The organism is Pseudomonas subflava (genome assembly GCF_023823685.1).
Lineage (GTDB): Bacteria > Pseudomonadota > Gammaproteobacteria > Pseudomonadales > Pseudomonadaceae > Aquipseudomonas > Aquipseudomonas subflava.
In genome coordinates, this window is record NZ_JAMXBF010000009.1 from 153238 (window position 1) to 171135 (window position 17898).

The window sequence follows — 17898 nt, forward strand, 5'->3', positions numbered from 1 at the left end:
CTCAAAGCAGCGGCTGCAGCGCCTGCCACAGGTCATCGGGGTTGGCGAAGCTGCGCTCCACCTCGGGCAGTTGCGGGCGTTGCAGCAGCAGTACCGGCAGGCCGCGCTCGCGGGCGACCTGCAGCTTGGCCTCGGTGGCATTGCCGCCACTGTTCTTGCTTACCAGCACATCGAAGCCCTCGGCGGCGAACAGCGCGCGTTCGTCTTCGAGGGTGAAGGGGCCGCGCGCGGCGATGCAGCGTGCACTTGGATGTTCGGGCTGGGCCTCGAGCAGACGCAGGGTCCAGTGCTGGTGTGGGGGAATCTCGACGAGATGCGCCAGCGGCTCGCGGCCGAGGGTGAAGAAGGGCTTGTCGAAGGGCGCCAGCTCCTGGATCAGCGCGGCCCAGTCGGCCACCTCGCGCCAGTCGTCGCCAGGCTGCGGCTGCCAGCCGGGACGCCGCAGCGCCCAGCAGGGCACGCCAGCCAGGCGTGCGGCCACGGCGGCATTGGCGCTGATCCGGGCGGCATAGGGATGGGTGACGTCCAGCAGCAGGTCGAAGCCCTCGGCGCGGATAAAGTCGGCCAGGCCCTCGGCACCGCCGAAGCCGCCGACGCGCACCTGGCAGTTCAGGTCCTCCGGCACCTTGCCCAGCCCGGCCAGGCTGTACAGGTGCTCGGGGCCCAGACGACGGGCCAGGCGCAGCGCGTCGCCGACACCGCCGAGCAGCAGCACGCGGGTCACGGCTTGTGCACTTGCAGCAGGGTGATCGGCAGGGCGCTGCGCCAGGTGTCGAAGTCGCCCAGCGGCTGGGCCTGGGCCAAGGCAATGCGGGTCAGCTCGCCGCCGTGCTGTTCGCGGAAGGCCACCAGCATCGCCTCGCTCTGCAGGGTCACGGCATTGGCGATCAACCGGCCGCCGGGTTTCAGCGCCTGCCAGCACAACTCCAGCACACCGGGTACGGTGACGCCGCCACCGATGAAGATGGCGTCGGGGAAGTCGAGGCCGGCTAGCGCGTCCGGTGCTGCGCCGGCCACCAGCTGCAGTTGTGGCACGCCGAGGGCGTTGCGGTTATGCGCGATCAGTTGCTGGCGACCCTCGTTGGCCTCGATGGCGATGGCCCGGCAGCTCGGGTGGCTGCGCAGCCACTCGATACCGATCGAGCCGCAACCGGCGCCGACATCCCACAGCAGCTCACCGGGGCGCGGCGCGAGGCGGGCGACGGTGATGGCGCGTACGTCGCGCTTGGTCAGCTGGCCGTCGTGGCGGTAGGCGTCGTCGGGCAGGCCAATGGTCAGCGGCAGCGGTTGCACGCCAGCATCGGCACGGCATTCGACGGCCAGCAGATTGAGCGCGGCGACCTGGTCGATATTCCAGTCGGCGGCCAGGCCATCGATACGCCGCTCCAGCGGGCCACCCAGATGCTCCAGCACGCTCAGGCGGCTGGCGCCGAAACCGCGCTCGCGCAGCAGGGCGGCGATAGCAGTCGGGCTGTTGCCGTCGTTGCACAGGATCAGCAGGCGCTGGGCTTGATGTAGATGCGCAGTAATGTTGGCCAGCGGGCGCGCCACCACCGACAGCAGGGTGATGTCCTGCAGCGGCCAGCCCATGTGCGCGGCGGCCAGGGAATAGGAGGAGGGCGCCGGCAGCACGAGCATCTCGCCCTGATCCAGCTGGCGCGCCAGGCTGGCACCGACGCCGTAGAGCATGGGGTCGCCGCTGGCCAGCACGCAGGTCGGCGTACCGCGTCGTTGCAGCACCGGCTCCAGGGTGAAGGGGCTCGGCCAGTTCTGTCGCGGGGCGCGGATGCACGGCGGCAGCAGGTCGAGCTGGCGCGGTGCGCCGACGATGCACTCGGCCGCCAGCAGCGCGCGGCGCGCTGCCTTGCCCAGGCCGGCATAGCCGTCTTCGCCGATGCCCACTACCGTCAGCCAGGCCGTCATCTGTGTCTCCTAAATGCCTTGCGGGGCGACGCGCGGGCTTGGCCCGGTGCCGCTAAAAGCGGGCATAATAGCGCCTTCGTCGGTGCCCGGTTCTTTCAGAGGAACCAGCGGGCCTAAGAGGGAACACGGTTCAAGCCGTGGCTGCCCCCGCAACTGTAAGCAGCGAGTCGCTCCACACACACGCCACTGAGCAATCGGGAAGGCCGTGCAGCGATGACGACCTGTCAGCCAGGAGACCTGCCGACGACGCAGTCGCGAGTGCCAACATCGGGCGGGGTGTACCGATGCCAAGGAATCCCTTTGCTGGGGTTCCGCTGGTTCGGTCGCCGCGTCGTTCGTTGTCGGTGACCGTTTGAAGCCCGATTCCTCCACCGCCGCTGTGCATGTTCCCCGGCCCTCCGCCTGCCCGGGGCTGTGGCGCGTCGTGCCGGCGAAAGATGGTGGCATCTGCCGGGTCAAGCTGCCCGGTGGCCTGCTCAGCAGCGTCCAGGCTCACGCGGTGGTGGCGGCTGCGCGAAACCATGCCAACGGCGTGCTGGAGCTGACCAACCGCAGCAACCTGCAGATTCGCGGTGTGCGCGAGGAGTCTCAGGGCGCGCTGGTGCAGCAGCTGCTCGACGCCGGCCTAGGCCCACGTCACGCGGATGCCGACGATGTACGCAATGTGCTGATCAGCCCCGCCGCCGGCCGCGATCAGGCGGCCCATCTCGATACCCGCCCGCTGGCCGAGCAACTGCTGGCGCTGCTGCAGGACGTGCCCGCGTTCCGCGACCTGTCGCCCAAGTTTGCCGTGCAGCTGGATGGCGGCGAGGCCCTGGCCATGCTCGACCACCCGCACGATATCTGTCTCAGCGCCTTGCCTGGCGGCACGCAGCTGGCCTTCGGTCTGGCCGGCTGCCCGCGTGGCGATGCGCTGGGCGTGGTCGCGGTGGATCAGGCGGTGCAGCTGGTAGAAGCGCTGCTGCGGCTGTTCCTCGAACTGGCCGGCGAACACACGCGCATGCGCCAGCTGCTAGCCGAGCTGCCGGCGCAGGTCTTCCTCGCCCGTCTTTCATTCGACTTCCAGAGCGTGACGCCGGGCTTCACCAGCCAAGCATCGGATACAGCACCGCTTGGCGTGCATGCCCAGGCCCAGCCGGATCGGGTGATGCTGCTGGCCGGCGCGCCGCTTGGCCGGTTGCAGGCCGAGCAGCTGCAAGCCCTGGCCGACCTGGCGGATGCCGAAGGCAGCGGCGAGCTGCGCTTCACCCCCTGGCAAGGCGTGCTGCTGCCGGATGTACCCGCCGCGCGCCAGGCAGCCGTGGCCCAGGCCATGAGCGATCTCGGCCTGCTCCTGGAGGCCCGCGCGCCACTGGCACGCATGCTCGCCTGCAGCGGCAGCGCTGGCTGCGCCAAGGCAGCGGCGGACACCAAGGCCGATGCCCTGCGCCTGGCCACGCACCTGGGCCCGCACGGCCCGGCGCAGGTACACCTGTGCGGCTGCCCGCGCAGCTGCGCCGCCGCGCATATCGCGCGCTACACGCTGCTGGCCCAGCCCGGCGGCCGTTACGACCTCTATCGCCGCGAGCAGGGCCTGGCCGGATTCGGCCACCTGCTGGCGACGTCTCTCGATATCGACCAAGCCGGCGAGCACCTCGCCGCAGGAAACTCCGAATGATCGATTACATCCGCGATGGTCAGGAGATCTATCGCCAGTCCTTCGCCACCATCCGCGCCGAGGCCGATTTAAGTGCCATCCCGGCCGACCTGGAAAAGCTCGCCGTACGCCTGATCCACGCCTGCGGCATGGTCGACGTGGTGCAGGACCTGCGCTTCTCGCCCGGAGCCGGCGCCGCCGGCCGCGCGGCATTGGCCAAGGGCGCGCCGATCCTCTGCGACGCACGCATGGTCGCCGAGGGCATCACCCGCGCGCGCCTGCCGACCAACAACCCGGTGATCTGCACCCTCAACGAAGCGGACGTGCCGCAGCTGGCTCGCGATCTGGGCAACACCCGCTCGGCGGCCGCGCTGGAACACTGGCGCGAGCACCTGGAAGGCAGCGTGGTGGTGATCGGCAACGCCCCCACCGCACTGTTCTACCTGCTGGAAATGCTCGACGCCGGCGCGCCGAAACCGGCGCTGATTCTCGGCATGCCGGTGGGCTTTATCGGCGCCGCCGAATCCAAGGACATGCTCGCCGCCGACAGCCGCGGCGTGCCCTACGTGATCGTGCGTGGCCGTCGTGGCGGCAGCGCCATGGCTGCCGCCGCGGTCAACGCCCTGGCCACGGAGGTGGAGTGATGCGCAAGGGACGTCTGCTCGGGCTCGGCGTCGGCCCCGGTGATCCGGAGCTGATCACCTTGAAAGCCCTGCGCCTGCTGCAGTCTGCCCCGGTGGTGGGCTACTTCGTGGCCAAGGCCAAGGCCAGCAAGGGTCAGGGCGGCAACGCCTTCGGCATCATCGAACAGCACCTGACCGATGCGCAGCGCCGCCTGCCGCTGGTCTACCCGGTGACCACCGAGAAACTCGAGCCGCCGCTGACCTACGAGGATGTGATCGCCGACTTCTACGACACCTGCGCCGTGCAGATTGCCGCCGAGCTGGACGCCGGCCGCGACGTGGCGGTGATCTGCGAGGGCGACCCGTTCTTCTACGGCTCCTACATGTACCTGCACGACCGCCTCGCCGAGCAGTACGAGGCCGAGGTAGTGCCCGGTGTGTGCTCCATGCTCGGCTGCGCCTCGGTGCTGGGCACGCCACTGGTGTACCGCAACCAATCCTTGAGCGTGCTCTCCGGCGTACTGCCGGAAGAGGAGCTTGAGCAGCGCCTGCGCAACGCGGAGGCCGCCGTGGTGATGAAGCTCGGTCGCAACTTCGACAAGGTGCGCCGCGTGCTGCAACGCCTCGGCCTGGCCGAGCGTGCCCACTATGTGGAGCGCGCGACCATGGACAACCAGCACATAGTGCCGCTGGACGAGGTCGACCCGCTGGCCTCGCCGTACTTCTCGATGATCCTGGTGCCGGGGGAGAAGTGGCGTGGCTGAAGACACTCGCGATTCGCGTAGCCCGGATGCAATCCGGGAAACCGCCCCGCCCCGGATTACATCCGGGCTACAGGCTTCTGCCATCGTCATTCTCGGCGCCTCGGCGCTGGCCACCGCACGCCGCGTGCAGCAACTCTACCCCCAGGCACGCATCCACGGCCTGGCCGGGCGGGTGGACGAGGCCGACGAGAGCTACCGCGAATTCGCCGAACACCTGCGCACCCTGTACCGCTCCGGCACGCCGATCATCGCCCTGTGCGCCGCCGGTATCGTCATTCGCAGCCTGGCTTCGGCCCTGGTGGAGAAAGGCATGGAGCCACCGGTGCTGGCCCTGGCTGAAGACGGCAGCGCCGTGGTGCCGCTGCTTGGCGGCCTGGCTGGGGTCAACCGCCTGGCCCGCGAATTGGGCGACTGGCTGACGGTGGCGCCGGCCATCACCACCAGCGGCGAGCTGCGCTTCGGCACCTGCCTGCTCGACCCGCCAGCAGGCTATGCCCTGGCCGATCTGGAGCAGGGCAAGCGCCTGGTCAGCGACCTGCTCGGTGGCGCGCGTCTGCGTGTCGAGGGCGAGGCGCCTTGGCTGCAGCAGGCCAACTTGCCGCTGCATGCTGAGGGCGAGCGCTGCCTGCGTATCGATGTGGCCGCCGCCAGTGGCGACGATGCGTTGCTGATTCACCCGCGCTTGTTATTGGCGCGTTGCACCGAACCATCTGCCGAGCTGGCTGTTCATCTGCGCGCCGTGCTAGCTGAGGCCGGCCTGGCCGAGGCAGCACTGGCCGCGCTGCTGGTCGAGGGCGAGGGGCGCGCACTGCCGTTCGCCGAACAGGCCGCCGCCGAGCTGAAGGTGCCGCTGCGTTTCATCGAGCTGAACACGGCGCTGCCGCCAGCTTGCTACGAGGCGCCGGGGCTGAGCCTGCATCTGGCCGACAGCCCGCAAGCCGCTGTCGCCATTGGTCGCCCGCGTGGCCGCCTCAGCGTGGTCGGCATCGGCCCCGGCTGCGCCGAGCTGCTGGCCCCGGCCGTGCGCCGTGCACTGGACGAGGCCGAGGATGTGCTCGGCTACAAGACCTACGTGACTATGGCCGGCCCCTATCGCGCCGGCCAGTGCCTGCATGCCAGCGACAACCGCGAGGAGCTGCAGCGCGCCGCCCATGCCTTCGAACTGGCCGCACAGGGCCGCCGGGTGGTGATGGTGTCCTCCGGTGACCCTGGCGTGTTCGCCATGGCCGCTGCAGTGATGGAGGCGCTGGAGGCTTCCAGCGATGCAGGTTGGCAGGGCGTCGAGCTGGAAGTGCTGCCCGGCATCTCCGCCGCCCTGGCCACTGCCGCTCGTGCCGGCGCACCGCTGGGCCATGACTTCTGCCTGATCTCCCTGTCCGACAACCTCAAGCCCTGGGCGGTGATCGAGAAACGCCTGCAGCACGCGGCGGCTGCCGATCTGGCCATGGCCTTCTACAATCCGATCTCCAAGGCGCGCCCCTGGCAGCTCGGCCGCGCCCTCGACCTGCTGCGCCAGCATCGCGAACCGCAGACCCTGGTGGTGCTCGGCCGCGACATCGGCCGCCCGGCCGAGGCCCTGCGCGTGCTCACCCTCGGCGAGCTGACCCCGGAACTGGTGGACATGCGTACCCTAGTGATCATCGGCTCCAGCCAGACCCGGCGCTTCCCGCGCCAGGGTGGCGGCGAGTGGGTCTACACACCACGCTGGTACCCGCAGGACTGAAGGCCTACACGGCCTTCAACGCTTCGCCGATGGCGTAGAAGTGCCCGCCGGCCACATGGTGCAGGCTGTGCCAGGCCGGGTCGGCGTCCTCGAAGTGCCAGTGGCTGTCACGGAATACGCGCTCGTCGGCCCAGGCGCCTATCACTTCGCCGATGAACAGGTCGTAGGCATTCTGGTTGTGTGGCTCGGCGATCAGCTCGCAAGCCATCCAGGCCGAGCAGCCTTGCACGAAGGGCAGGTCGTGGCCGGGCATGTCGAACAGCTCGACGCCGGCCTTGGCCAGTTTGTCCGGATCCTCCTTGAGGCTGTGGTTGCCGACCTGGTTGGTCAGCTGCAGCTGGGCGGCGGTGGGTACCTGGATGACGAAGCGGCCGCTGCGTTCGATCAGTGCGCGGGTGCGGGTGGCCTTGTCGAGCACCACGGTGAGCTTGGGTGGGGCGAAGTCCAAGACGCAGGCCCAGGCGGCGGCCATGACGTTGTCGACGCCTTCGTGGCGGGCGGAGACCAGGACGGTTGGGCCGTGGTTGAGGAGGCGGTAGGCCTTGGCTAGGTCTACCTGCTTTTGGTGGGGATTCATGGGGTGGTTCCTTACTGCGAGTTTGGGACCGATGCTCGCTTGTTGGGCTGGGGTTCGGCAACTGTGTTGGCTTTCGGTTTGTACGTTGGCCGGTTGCTGCTTTGGCTGACGTTTCTGGTTTCGCCCACCCGGGCGACTCACTTTTTCCAGGCGCGGAAAAAGTAAGCAAAAACGCTTGCCCCGCCATCCGGCCCTGCGCTTCGCTCCGGGTTCGTTCGCTCCATCATTGCTCCGAGGGTCGGCGTACAAGGGCCATCCATGGCCCTTTACGCCTTTCGCCGCATCCATGCGGCTCACCCCTCTACACAACGATTGCGCTCACCCTCCTGAAGGGGCGGGGAGTTGCCTGTGGATGCGGTGTTGCTTCTGTAGGGTGTTACTCGCCCGAAGGGCAGTACACCGTTCCGGTGTGGTGGGCTGCCTGCGGCGAGACCACCCTACGAAAGCGACTCCTGCTAATTCCGTTCGGGCGCGCAGCGCATAGACAAATCATCAAGCAACTCGGAGTCCGAACCCCGTCAGGAGGCCGAGTGAAGGTGTTGCGCAGGGGGACGAGCCGCATGGATGCGGCGAGAGGCGTAAAGGGGCAAGGACGCCCCTTGTACGCCGGCCCCGGAGCGGCACCGGAGGGAGGGGATTCTGGCCGTAGGCCAGACCCGGATGCCGGGCGCGCTTTCTCTTTGGTTACTTTCTCTTTCGCGCGAGCAAAGAGAAAGTGACTCGCCGTGCAAGGCGAAATCTGTAGTTTCCGCCGAGGAAAGTGTTGCGATTCAGATCCTATGCTTCGGTTGCAAACGTGGTCTGTCCCTGATTACCCCCTCGCCCGAAGGGCAGTACACCGTTCCGATGTGCTGGGCTGCCTGCGGCGAGACCACCCTACGAAAGCGAGTCCTGCTACCTCTCTTCGGGCGCGTAGCGCTTAGACAAATCATCAAGCAACTCGGAGCTGAATCCCCGTCAGGAGGCCGAGTAGAGGTGTTGTGCAGGGGGATACGAGGCAGGTTGTTGTCCAGCCTCAACCTCTCTACGATCAAGTTGAATGATAAAGCAGCGCTTCACACGGATTGACTGCAGGCACGACTCCGAATATCAGCCCGGCGAAGGCAACTCCATAGAAGTACATAGTCAAATTGTCACGGATAACTAACATGTCATTCTCGTTTTCAATTCAAACAGGCAAGTCCACAGGCCCTCTGCAGCTGACGGTAAACATTGGGCAAATGCTTTTTTTACTCGGTGCAAATGGCACGGGAAAGTCGAGTCTTATGCAGACATTTTCATCGACTAGCAGAGAGAATACACGGCGCATCACAGCCCACCGTCAAACTTGGTTTCGATCTGGATCGCCAGAATTCACTGGCACACAACGCGCAAGCTATGAAAATGCTGTGTTTCATTACGATAAGCAGTTGAACTCGCGCTGGATGGATGACTATTCGGAGCAGCGCGCTCATATGGCCATCTACGACTTGGTTAACTCTGAGAACGTACGTGCTCGCGAGATCACTCGGGCCGTCGATGCAAGAAAGATAGACGAAGTAGAAGCGCTCTCTGCTAAAGAGGGCGCATTTTTGACTTTGAACCGGCTGCTGCGACTTGCAAATCTCGACATCGTTGTGTCCATCGAAGCAAACGACGAGATCATGGCCACCCGCGGTGGCAGCAAGCCTTACAGCATTGCCAAACTTTCCGACGGAGAGCGCAACGCGATTCTTATTGCAGCCAATGTTCTTACCGTGCCTACAGGAACGCTGCTCCTCATTGACGAGCCAGAGCGACACCTGCACCGTTCGATTGTGTCCCCGCTTCTCTCACTTCTACTAAAGGAAAGGCCAGACTGCGCCTTCATCGTGTCCACGCATGAGCCATTACTTCCAGTGGACAACCCAGAATCACAAGTCTTGCTGACACGTGCCTGCATATATCAGGGCGACGGAGTCGAGTCTTACGATGTAGATTTGCTAGAGGGAAATACGGGAATTGATGACGATCTGAAACAAACAATCTTGGGTGAGCGTCGGAAAGTTGTATTTGTCGAGGGGGCTGAGCGCAGCCTTGATAAGCCGCTTTACAGTCTCCTGTTCCCAAATGCTTCAATTGTAGCGAAGGCCAGCTGCCGAGAGGTAGAGAATGCGGTTGTTGGAATAAAAGGTGCGGCTGAGCTTCACTGGGTCAAGCCGTTTGGTCTGGTGGATAACGATACTTCTGAGCCTGAGCGAATCGCAGACTTACAAAGTAAAGGCTTATTTGTTCTGAATGTTTATTCGGTTGAGTCCATCTACTACCACCCCGAAGTACAGAAGCTAGCAGGTGAGAGGCTTGTTTCCGTAGTAGGCGGTGATTTGACGGAGAAGCTTGTGAAAGCAAATAGCGATGCCATCAGAGCTATCGCTGATAGCGCTGGCCATCTCAGCGCCCGGATCGCTGAAAAATCGGCACGCACTGAAGTTTTTTCACTTCTGCCCAAGAAGGGGGAGGTTGTAGCGGGAGGTAAACGTACCGTTGAAGTCGACTTCGGCAAGTGCCTCGAGGATGAATCAAAACGGATTGAGGCATTGATTATTGCCTCTGATTTCGTGGGTGTTTTGCAGAGGTATCCTATTCGAGAGTCCTCTGCTCTCGATGCTATTGCTAAAGCGCTAAATTTCACTAATCGCACCCAGTATGAGGCTGCGGTTCGTAACCTACTTGCGCGCGATTCGGAAGCGGTAAACCTTGTCCGCACCTTGCTTGGTACTTTCCCGGACGATCTAATTGCATAACGTTGCTGAGGTCGCTGAGCCTGCCTCATTCGAATCCCTTCTTTGCGGCCCAGCTACTCTAGCAAGCATGAACATAAATGCACCTTCAATGCTTGCATCTGGCAGACTGGTGCCGGACGCGCAGCTCATAACAGCTTTGTTCACAGCTGTGCCAATCAGCTCTTCCTCAACAAATAACTATCCATGATCCACCCATTCCTCTCCCGCGCCTCCGCGCGGGTCGCGGCAATCCGCTCCGCCACTTCATCCAGCGGACCAGCAATCAGAATCTCATCCGCCGTCCCCACATACGCCCCCCAATAGATATGCAGCCCCTGCCCGACAAACCCTAGGTAGGTGTCCTTGGCATCGAGCATCACCGCCACGCTGTCCACGCCTTGCGGCCAGCCCTCGGCGAGCAGGCGGCCAGTGGTGATTTCCACGGCGCGGCCGATCTGGTTCAGCGGTACGCGGTGGCGGGCGGTGAGGGCTTGGAGGCTGGTGATGCCGGGGATCACGTCATAGCTGAGGTCGCTGCGCGCGCTAGCGATGGATTCGATGATGCGGATGCTGCTGTCGTACAGCGAAGGGTCGCCCCAGACCATGAAGGCGGCCGTCTCGCCATCGCTCATCTGCTCGTCGATCAGCTGCTCGAATACCGCCTGCTTGTCGCGGTTCAGCTCGTCCACGCTGGCGCGGTAGTCGGTGGTGTCGCGCTCGCGTTCCGGCTGCTGGCCTTCGGCGAAGCGTGGGTTGTGGCCACCCAGGAAGCGTTCGCAGATTTCCCGGCGCAGGGCGTTGAGCTTGTGCTTGGCCGGGCCTTTGTCCATCAGGAAGATCACATCACTGCGGCGCAGGGCCTTGAGCGCCTGTTGGGTGATGTAGTCCGGGTCGCCGGCGCCGATGCCGACTAGCAGCAGTTCTTTCATGGTCTGTTCCAGGTGGGCGCGCGGCTTGCGGGCGCCAGTTCGTCGATATGGTGGTAGTCGGCGCCCAGCTCGCTGGCCAGCTGGCGGGCGCGACCGAGGCGGATGGGCGCGCGCTCGATGTCCAGCAGCAGGCCGGGGCAGGGCAGCGAGGTAAGCTGCGGCCAGTCGCGCAGGCGGCCGTCGGTGAGCAGCAGCAAGCGTTGCTGTTCGCCTGGTATGTGGCGTTGCCGGCGCAGCAGCCAGGGAGTAGCCAGTTGCAGGGCCTCGATGATCGGGGTGCCGCCGCCGGCGCCGAGCTGGTGCAGCCAGGCGTGCAGTTCAGGCGATGCCTTTTGTCCCTGCCACAGCCAGCGCGGCTGCGCGCCGCCGGCTTCGAGCACAGCCAGGCGCGCGCGCTGGCGGTAGGCGCTGGCGAACAGCTCGGCAAGCAGGCCCTTGGCTTGGGCCAGGGCGCCATGGCGGCGGGTGCTGGCCGAGGCGTCGACGATCACCAGCCACAGCTCGCCTGGGCGCAGGTGGCGGGCATGCCAGTGCAGATCGGCGCGGCGGCGCGGGCGGCCGTGGGCGAGAGTCGCCGGCCAGTCGATACGCGTGGGCGTGCCAGTGCCGCGTGCGCCGCTGCGTCCGCCTTGGGCCTGGCCGGGTTGGGGTAGGGCATCCGCGCCTGTGGCCTGGCGCGGGCGGATGCTCAGGGCTTTTTTGAGAAGCGGGGCGGCTCGCGCCGTTCTCCGACCGCCACGGCCTGCGGTGGCAGCGCGCCCCATTGGCCTTCGCCTTGCTCCTGTTGAGAGGGCTGCTGGGCCTGGTTCTGCGCAGGCGGCTGGCTTGCGGCCGGTGGCGTGTGTTCGCGGCGGCGATGGGCGAGGACGAAGGGTTCTAGGGCGTCGATGTCCTGCGCTTCGATCCGGCTGGCGCCACGCCAGGCGGCATGGGCGCGGGCGCCGCGCAGCCACACCAGGTCGGCGCGCAGGCCGTCGACGGCAGCGGCGAAGCAGCGCTGGGCGATGGCGTCGAGGCTGGCGTCGTCCAGGGCGATTGTGCTCAAGCGCTGGCGGGCATCCATGCAGCGCTGGCGCAGGGCGTCCTGCTCGCTCTGCCACTGGGCGAGGAAGGCTTCGGGCGCGTCGTCGAAGGCCAGGCGGCGGCGGATGATCTCTGCGCGCTGGGTCGGCTCGGGCGTGCCGCCGAGTTGTACCTTGAAGCCGAAGCGGTCGAGCAGTTGCGGGCGCAGCTCGCCTTCCTCGGGGTTCATGGTGCCGATCAGCACGAAGCGTGCCGGGTGGCTGTGCGACAAGCCATCGCGCTCGACGTGGTTGATGCCGCTGGACGCCACGTCGAGCAGCAGGTCGACCAGGTGGTCGGGCAGCAGGTTGACTTCGTCGACGTAGAGCACGCCGCCGTGGGCGTTGGCCAGCACGCCGGGGGAGAAGCGCACGCGGCCCTCGCCGAGCGCGGCATCCAGGTCGAGGGTGCCGACAATGCGTTCCTCGCTGGCGCCCAGCGGCAGGGTGACGAAGCGCCCGCCGTCGAGCAGGTCGGCCACGCCGCGGGCCAGGGTGGACTTGGCCATGCCGCGCGGGCCCTCGATCAGCACGCCGCCCAGGGCCGGGTCGATGGCGGCCAGGCACAGCGCCAGCTTGAGCTCGTCGGCGGCCACCACGGCGGCAAGGGGGAAATGGGGCTGCATGGCGTTACCTCGGATCAAAGGTTGAAAGTAGGCGGGTCGATCGGTTAGCGTGGCAGCCATCGTTTTGGAGATCAGCATGTCGTCTCGTCCTTCCCTGAACCGCCTCGTTCGCTCCGCCGCTGTCGGCGTGGCTGGCGTGCGCGCGCAGGTCGAGGCCGTCGCTTATTTCTTTTATGGGTATTGGTTTAGCCAGCGGCGCGCCTGATACCCCACAGGCGCCCCAGAGCAAAGGGTTGCCACCAGTCAGTTTCACGAAACCCCGGTCGGCCACCCGACCGGGGTTTTTGTTTTTTCGGCCCACAAGGCCAACACGATGCACACAGAGGATCGAAACATGACCGCTTACACCGCCTATTACCGCAGCTACCGCAACTCCGCCTGGCGATTTAGCAGCGCTGCCGCGCACCACCGAGATTCCAGTCGAACACCCAGATAGCGTGCCGCGCGTGGCATGAGACCACGCCGGGCGAGGACCACCGCCATGAATGCTTCCGTTACCGCTCTGCGCGCACAAGCCGTGCCGCCATCCACCACTCGCCGCCGCGCAACGCCGCTGCCGAGCCCAACCGATCTGCGTCAGCGCCTGCCGCTGTCCGCCGCTCTCGCCAGCCAGGTACAGACCCAGCGCGAGGCCATCCGCGCCGTGCTCGACGGCTCCGATCCGCGCCTGCTGGTCGTCGTCGGCCCCTGTTCCCTGCACGATCCGATTTCCGCCCTCGAATACGCCGACCGCCTGGCCGCACTGGCTCCCGAGGTGAGCGACCAGCTGCTGCTGGTGATGCGCGCCTACGTCGAGAAACCACGCACCACCATCGGCTGGAAGGGCCTGGTCTATGACCCGCAGCTGGACGGCAGCGGCGACATGGCCGGCGGTCTGGAGCTGTCGCGCCGGCTGATGCTGGCCATGCTCGAACGCGGCCTGCCAGTGGCCACCGAGTTGCTGCAGCCGCTGGTGGCCGGCTACTTCGACGACCTGCTGGGTTGGGCTGCGATTGGCGCGCGTACCAGCGAGTCGCAGGTGCACCGCGAGCTGGTCAGCGGCCTGGATGTACCGGTGGGCTTCAAGAACGGTACCGATGGCAGCCTGTCGATTGCCTGCGACGCCATGCGCTCGGCGGCGCACCCGCACCAGCACTTCGGCGTGGACGGCCTGGGCTGCCCGGCGCTGGTCGAGACCGACGGCAACCCGGATACCCATCTGGTACTGCGTGGCGGCCACAGCGGGCCGAACCATGATGCGGCCAGCGTGGCCGTGGCGCGGGCGAGCCTGGAGAAGCAGGGCATCGCCGCGCGCATCATGGTCGACTGCAGCCACGCCAACAGTGGCAAGGACCCGCTGCGCCAGCCGGCGGTGCTGCGCGACGTGCTCGACCAGCGCCTGGCCGGTGACGCCAGCCTGCGCGGGGTGATGCTGGAGAGCCATCTGTTCGATGGCTGTCAGGCGCTTTCCGCCGAGCTGCGCTATGGCGTGTCGATCACCGATGGCTGCCTGGGCTGGAGTGGCACTGAGGCGATGCTGCGCGAGGCGACCGAGCGGCTGCGGGCGGGGCGCTGAGGGCATCAGGACTCCTCCGCATCCAGCAGCAGGTTTTCCAGCTGCGCCTGGTACTCACCAGGTTGCTGCCAGAGGCCGCGCTGCTGGGCCTCCAGCAGGCGTTCGAGCATGTCCTGCAGGGCGCCGGGATTGTGTTGCTGGATGAAGTCGCGGGTGTCCTTGTCCAGCAGGTAGGCGTCCGCCAGCAGGGCGTACTGGTGGTCGTCGACCAGCTCGCTGGTGGCGTCGAAGCCGAACAGGTAGTCGACCGTGGCGGCCAGTTCGAAGGCGCCCTTGTAGCCGTGGCGCTTCATCCCGGCGATCCACTTGGGGTTCACCGCGCGGGCACGCACCACGCGGCCGAGTTCTTCCTTGAGCGTGCGGATGCGCGGGTTGTCCGGCTGGCTGCTGTCGCCGAAGTAGCTGGCGGCCTTGGTGCCGCGCAGGGTCTCGACCGCCGCCAGCATGCCGCCCTGGAACTGGTAGTAGTCATTGGAATCGAGGATGTCGTGCTCGCGGTTGTCCTGGTTGTGCAGCACCGCCTGCAGTTGCTGCAGGCGTTCGGCGAACTGCGCACGCGCCGGCAGGCCCTCGGCGCCTTGGCCGTAGGCGTAGCCGCCCCAGTTCAGGTAGACCTCGGCCAGATCGGCGCGGGTCTGCCACAGGCGTTCTTCCACCGCGTTCTGGAGGCCGGCGCCATAGGCCCCCGGTTTGGCGCCGAAGATGCGCCAGCCGGCCTGGCGGCGCGCCTCGACCGGGTCCAGGCCCTGGTCCTGGTGGGCCAGGGTTTCCTGCCACACCCGTGCCGAGAGCGGGTTCATATGCTCTGGTTCGTCCAGCTCGGCTACCGCCTGCACGGCCTGGTCGAACAGGCGGATCAGGTTGGCGAAGGCGTCGCGGAAGAAGCCGGACACGCGCAGGGTCACGTCCACCCGTGGGCGGCCGAGCTGCTCCAGTGGCAGTACCTCGATGCGTTCGACCCGCTGGCTGCCGGGCTGCCACACCGGGCGCACACCGAGCAGGGCCAGGGTCTGGGCGATGTCGTCGCCGCCGGTACGCATGGTCGCCGTGCCCCATATCGACAGGCCCAGGCGCTGCAGATGCTCGCCCTCGTCCTGCAGGTGGCGCTCGAGCAGGCGCTCGGCGCTCTGCACGCCGATGCGCCAGGCGGTGGGTGTGGGCAGGTGGCGTACGTCCACCGAATAGAAGTTGCGCCCGGTAGGCAGCACGTCCAGGCGCCCGCGGCTGGGTGCGCCGCTCGGGCCAGGCGGCACGAAGCGGCCTTGCAATGCAGCGAGCAGGCCGTTCATTTCGGCGGCGCCGCAGCTGTCCAGCAGCGGGGCGATATGGCCGCGTAGCTCGTTCAGTACTGCGGCGCTGGCAGGGCCGGGCGCAGGCGATGCGGGCTGTTCGATCAGTTGCAGGGCGAGCAGCTCCAGGCGCTCGCGGGTATCGCCGCGGCTGCGCCAGGGTTCAGTGCTCAGAGGGAGCAGGCAATCCGGGCGTGGGCCGCTCCAGGGTTCGGCTGGCTCGCCGCCGAGTGGATCGAAGTCCAGCTCAAAGTCATTGGCGAGGGCGCGCAGCAGGCTGGCGTGCTGGCCATGGCCGTCGCCCCGCGGGATGCGTACCAAGGAGAGCAGGGTGTCGCGGCGCAGGCGCCCGCTCGGTGATTCGCCGAAGCAGTGCAGGCCGTCGCGGATCTGCGATTCCTTGAGGTCGCACAGGTAGGCGTCCAGCTGGGGCAGCCAGCTGTCCGGGTCGTCGTTGACCTGCAGGCCCAGCTCGCGGTCGAGGCTGGCCTCGCGCACCTTGCGCTGGATCTCGCTGCGCAGCTCCACGGCGCGGCGCGGGTCGAGCTGGCTGGCCTCGTAGTACTCGTCGGCCAGGCGCTCCAGGTCGCGTAGCGGGCCGTAGCTCTCGGCGCGGGTCAGCGGCGGCATCAGGTGGTCGAGGATAACCGCCTGAGTGCGGCGCTTGGCCTGGGCGCCCTCGCCGGGGTCGTTGACGATAAAGGGGTAGAGGTTGGGCAGCGGGCCTAGGATCGCGCTCGGCCAGCAGGCCTCGGACAGGCCGACGCTCTTGCCCGGCAGCCACTCCAGGTTGCCGTGCTTGCCGACGTGGATCAGCGCATCGACGGCGAAGGTCGTGCGCAGCCAGCAGTAGAAGGCCAGGTAGCCGTGCGGCGGCACCAGGTCCGGGTCGTGGTACACCGCCGCGGCGTCCAGCTGATAGCCGCGCGCCGGCTGGATGCCGACGAAGGTCAGGCCGAAGCGCAGGCCGGCGATCATCAGGCGACCGCTGCGGTACATCGGGTCCTGCTCGGGCGGGCCCCAGCGCTCCAGTACAGCGCGCTGGTTGGCCGCGGGCAAGCTGGCGAACCAGCGCTGGTAGGCGTCCAGCGCCAGGCTCTGGGCGCAGGGGCGCAAGTCAAGGTTGTCGAGGTCGTTGGTCACGCCGCCGAGCAGCTGGTGAATCAGCGCGGTACCGTCGCTCGGTAGTCCCTCGACTGGGTAACCCTGCTGCTCCAAGGCGCGCAGGATATTCAGCGCGGCGGCCGGCGTGTCCAGGCCGACGCCGTTGCCGATGCGGCCGTCGCGGGTCGGGTAGTTGGCCAGGATCAGGGCGACGCGCTTGTCGGCGTTGGCCTTGGCCGCAAGCCGGGTCCAGCGCAGGGCCAGCTCGGCGACGAAGTCCATGCCCGGCAGGTACGGGCGATAGCGCACCACGTCGCTCTGGCTGCGCTCGCTGCGTGCGGCCACGCCCTTGAAGCTGATCGGCCTCGTGATCAGGCGGCCGTCCAGCTCGGGCAGGGCGATGTGCATGGCCAGGTCGCGCGGGCCCAGGCCCTGGGCGCTGGCTTGCCACTGTTCTTCGCTGTCCAGGGCGCAGAGTGCCTGCAGCACCGGCACGTCGCGGCGGAACGGCCGCTCTTGTGGCGCTTCCGGGTTGGACTGGGCGAAGCCGGTGGTGTTGAGGATCACCGCCGCCTCAGTTTCGTCCAGCCAGGCTTCGACCTGCGTCAGGCACTCGGCTTCCTTGAGGCTGGCGACGGCGATGGGCAGCGGGTTGAGGCCCTGGGCCTGCAGGCGCTGGCAGAAGGTGTCGACGAAGGCGGTGTTAGCGGCCTGTACCTGGGCGCGGTAGAACAGCAGCGCCGCCACCGGCCGGCCGGGCTGCCAGTCGGCGCGCCAGTGATCCAGGGTTGTCTCAGCGTGGCGCGGATGATGGATCAGCGTGCGCGGCAGGGCGCGCGGCTCGCTCCAGGGGTAGTCGCGATTCAGCCAGCGACTGGCGAGAAAGTGCAGCAGGTGGCATGCGTTGTCCGCACCGCCCTGGCGCAGGTACTGCCACAGGCGTTGGCTGTCCTCGCTCGGCACATTGCTCAGCGTGGTCAGCTCGGGATCGGGACTATCGTCGCCGGGCACCAGAATGATCCTGGCGCCCTGACGACCCAGCTCGACCAGGCGCTCGATGCCGTAGCGCCAATAGCTGACGCCGCCGTGCACCGAGATCAGGATGACTTTTGCGTGGCGCAGCACTTGCTCGACGTAGAAGTCCACGGAAGCGTGATTGGGCAGCTGCGCCGGGCTGGCCAGGCGCACGCTGGGGAAGTCCTCGGGCAGCTCGCGCGCCACCTCGGCCAGCAGCGACAGATGTGAGTCGCCTGTGCAGAGGATCACCAGCTCGGCCGGGGTCTGGCCGAGGTCGGCGATGCTGTCGGCCGGCAGAGTGACGCCGGCCTGGGCGCGCAGCAGGTGCAT

General features: G+C 66.9%; 13 protein-coding genes and 1 riboswitch. Of the genes, 6 read left to right on the forward strand and 7 right to left on the reverse strand.

The window, feature by feature from the left end; translation table 11 throughout:
- Nucleotide 1: 1 nt before the first annotated feature.
- The gene (locus tag NF616_RS14170; RefSeq protein WP_252273939.1) at nt 2-724 is read right to left on the reverse strand and encodes a cobalt-precorrin-6A reductase; all 723 of its coding nucleotides are present in this window, start codon (nt 722-724) and stop codon (nt 2-4) included.
- Nucleotides 721-1923, reverse strand: coding sequence for a precorrin-6y C5,15-methyltransferase (decarboxylating) subunit CbiE (gene cbiE, locus NF616_RS14175; protein ID WP_252273940.1), 1203 nt, complete (start codon nt 1921-1923; stop codon nt 721-723). Before cbiE ends, NF616_RS14170 begins: the two co-directional genes overlap by 4 nt.
- Nucleotides 1924-1986: 63 nt before the next feature.
- Nucleotides 1987-2182, forward strand: a riboswitch (cobalamin riboswitch).
- 93 nt (nt 2183-2275) lie between these two features.
- On the opposite strand from cbiE, the gene cobG reads away from it, so the two are divergent.
- From cobG to cobJ, 4 genes are read left to right on the forward strand one after another with little or no spacing between them, the layout of a single operon-like run.
- Nucleotides 2276-3580, forward strand: coding sequence for a precorrin-3B synthase (gene cobG, locus NF616_RS14180; RefSeq protein WP_286675059.1), 1305 nt, complete (start codon nt 2276-2278; stop codon nt 3578-3580).
- Nucleotides 3577-4203, forward strand: a complete 627-nt coding sequence (locus NF616_RS14185; RefSeq protein WP_252273942.1) for a precorrin-8X methylmutase — start codon at nt 3577-3579, stop codon at nt 4201-4203. The genes cobG and NF616_RS14185 overlap by 4 nt, the downstream gene beginning before the upstream one ends.
- On the forward strand, nt 4203-4946 hold the full coding sequence (locus NF616_RS14190) for a precorrin-2 C(20)-methyltransferase (protein WP_252273943.1): 744 nt from the start codon (nt 4203-4205) through the stop codon (nt 4944-4946). Before NF616_RS14185 ends, NF616_RS14190 begins: the two co-directional genes overlap by 1 nt.
- A 55-nt stretch (nt 4947-5001) precedes the next feature.
- Nucleotides 5002-6669 carry a precorrin-3B C(17)-methyltransferase gene (gene cobJ, locus NF616_RS14195; protein WP_434091894.1) on the forward strand — a complete coding sequence of 556 codons (1668 nt, stop codon included), beginning with the start codon at nt 5002-5004 and terminating at the stop codon, nt 6667-6669.
- A 4-nt stretch (nt 6670-6673) separates the two neighbouring features.
- Here cobJ and NF616_RS14200 read toward each other — a convergent pair whose 3' ends face one another.
- Nucleotides 6674-7246 carry a flavin reductase family protein gene (locus tag NF616_RS14200; protein WP_252273945.1) on the reverse strand — a complete coding sequence of 191 codons (573 nt, stop codon included), beginning with the start codon at nt 7244-7246 and terminating at the stop codon, nt 6674-6676.
- Nucleotides 7247-8394: 1148 nt separating this feature from the next.
- Between NF616_RS14200 and NF616_RS14205 the strand changes: the two genes are divergently transcribed.
- Complete coding sequence (locus tag NF616_RS14205; protein WP_252273946.1) at nt 8395-10008, forward strand: AAA family ATPase; 1614 nt, start codon at nt 8395-8397, stop codon at nt 10006-10008.
- A 155-nt stretch (nt 10009-10163) separates the two neighbouring features.
- Here NF616_RS14205 and cobF read toward each other — a convergent pair whose 3' ends face one another.
- From cobF to NF616_RS14220, 3 genes are read right to left on the reverse strand one after another with little or no spacing between them, the layout of a single operon-like run.
- A complete protein-coding gene (cobF, locus tag NF616_RS14210; protein ID WP_252273947.1) occupies nt 10164-10916 on the reverse strand; it encodes a precorrin-6A synthase (deacetylating) in 753 nt (250 codons plus the stop codon).
- On the reverse strand, nt 10913-11680 hold the full coding sequence (locus tag NF616_RS14215) for a vWA domain-containing protein (protein ID WP_252273948.1): 768 nt from the start codon (nt 11678-11680) through the stop codon (nt 10913-10915). The genes cobF and NF616_RS14215 overlap by 4 nt, the downstream gene beginning before the upstream one ends.
- Nucleotides 11605-12603, reverse strand: coding sequence for a magnesium chelatase ATPase subunit I (locus tag NF616_RS14220; protein WP_252273949.1), 999 nt, complete (start codon nt 12601-12603; stop codon nt 11605-11607). The genes NF616_RS14215 and NF616_RS14220 overlap by 76 nt, the downstream gene beginning before the upstream one ends.
- Before the next feature lie 481 nt (nt 12604-13084).
- On the opposite strand from NF616_RS14220, the gene NF616_RS14225 reads away from it, so the two are divergent.
- Complete coding sequence (locus NF616_RS14225; RefSeq protein WP_252273950.1) at nt 13085-14158, forward strand: 3-deoxy-7-phosphoheptulonate synthase; 1074 nt, start codon at nt 13085-13087, stop codon at nt 14156-14158.
- 5 nt (nt 14159-14163) lie between these two features.
- Here the strand turns inward: NF616_RS14225 and cobN are convergent, their stop codons facing one another.
- The gene (cobN, locus tag NF616_RS14230; RefSeq protein WP_252273951.1) at nt 14164-17898 is read right to left on the reverse strand and encodes a cobaltochelatase subunit CobN; all 3735 of its coding nucleotides are present in this window, start codon (nt 17896-17898) and stop codon (nt 14164-14166) included.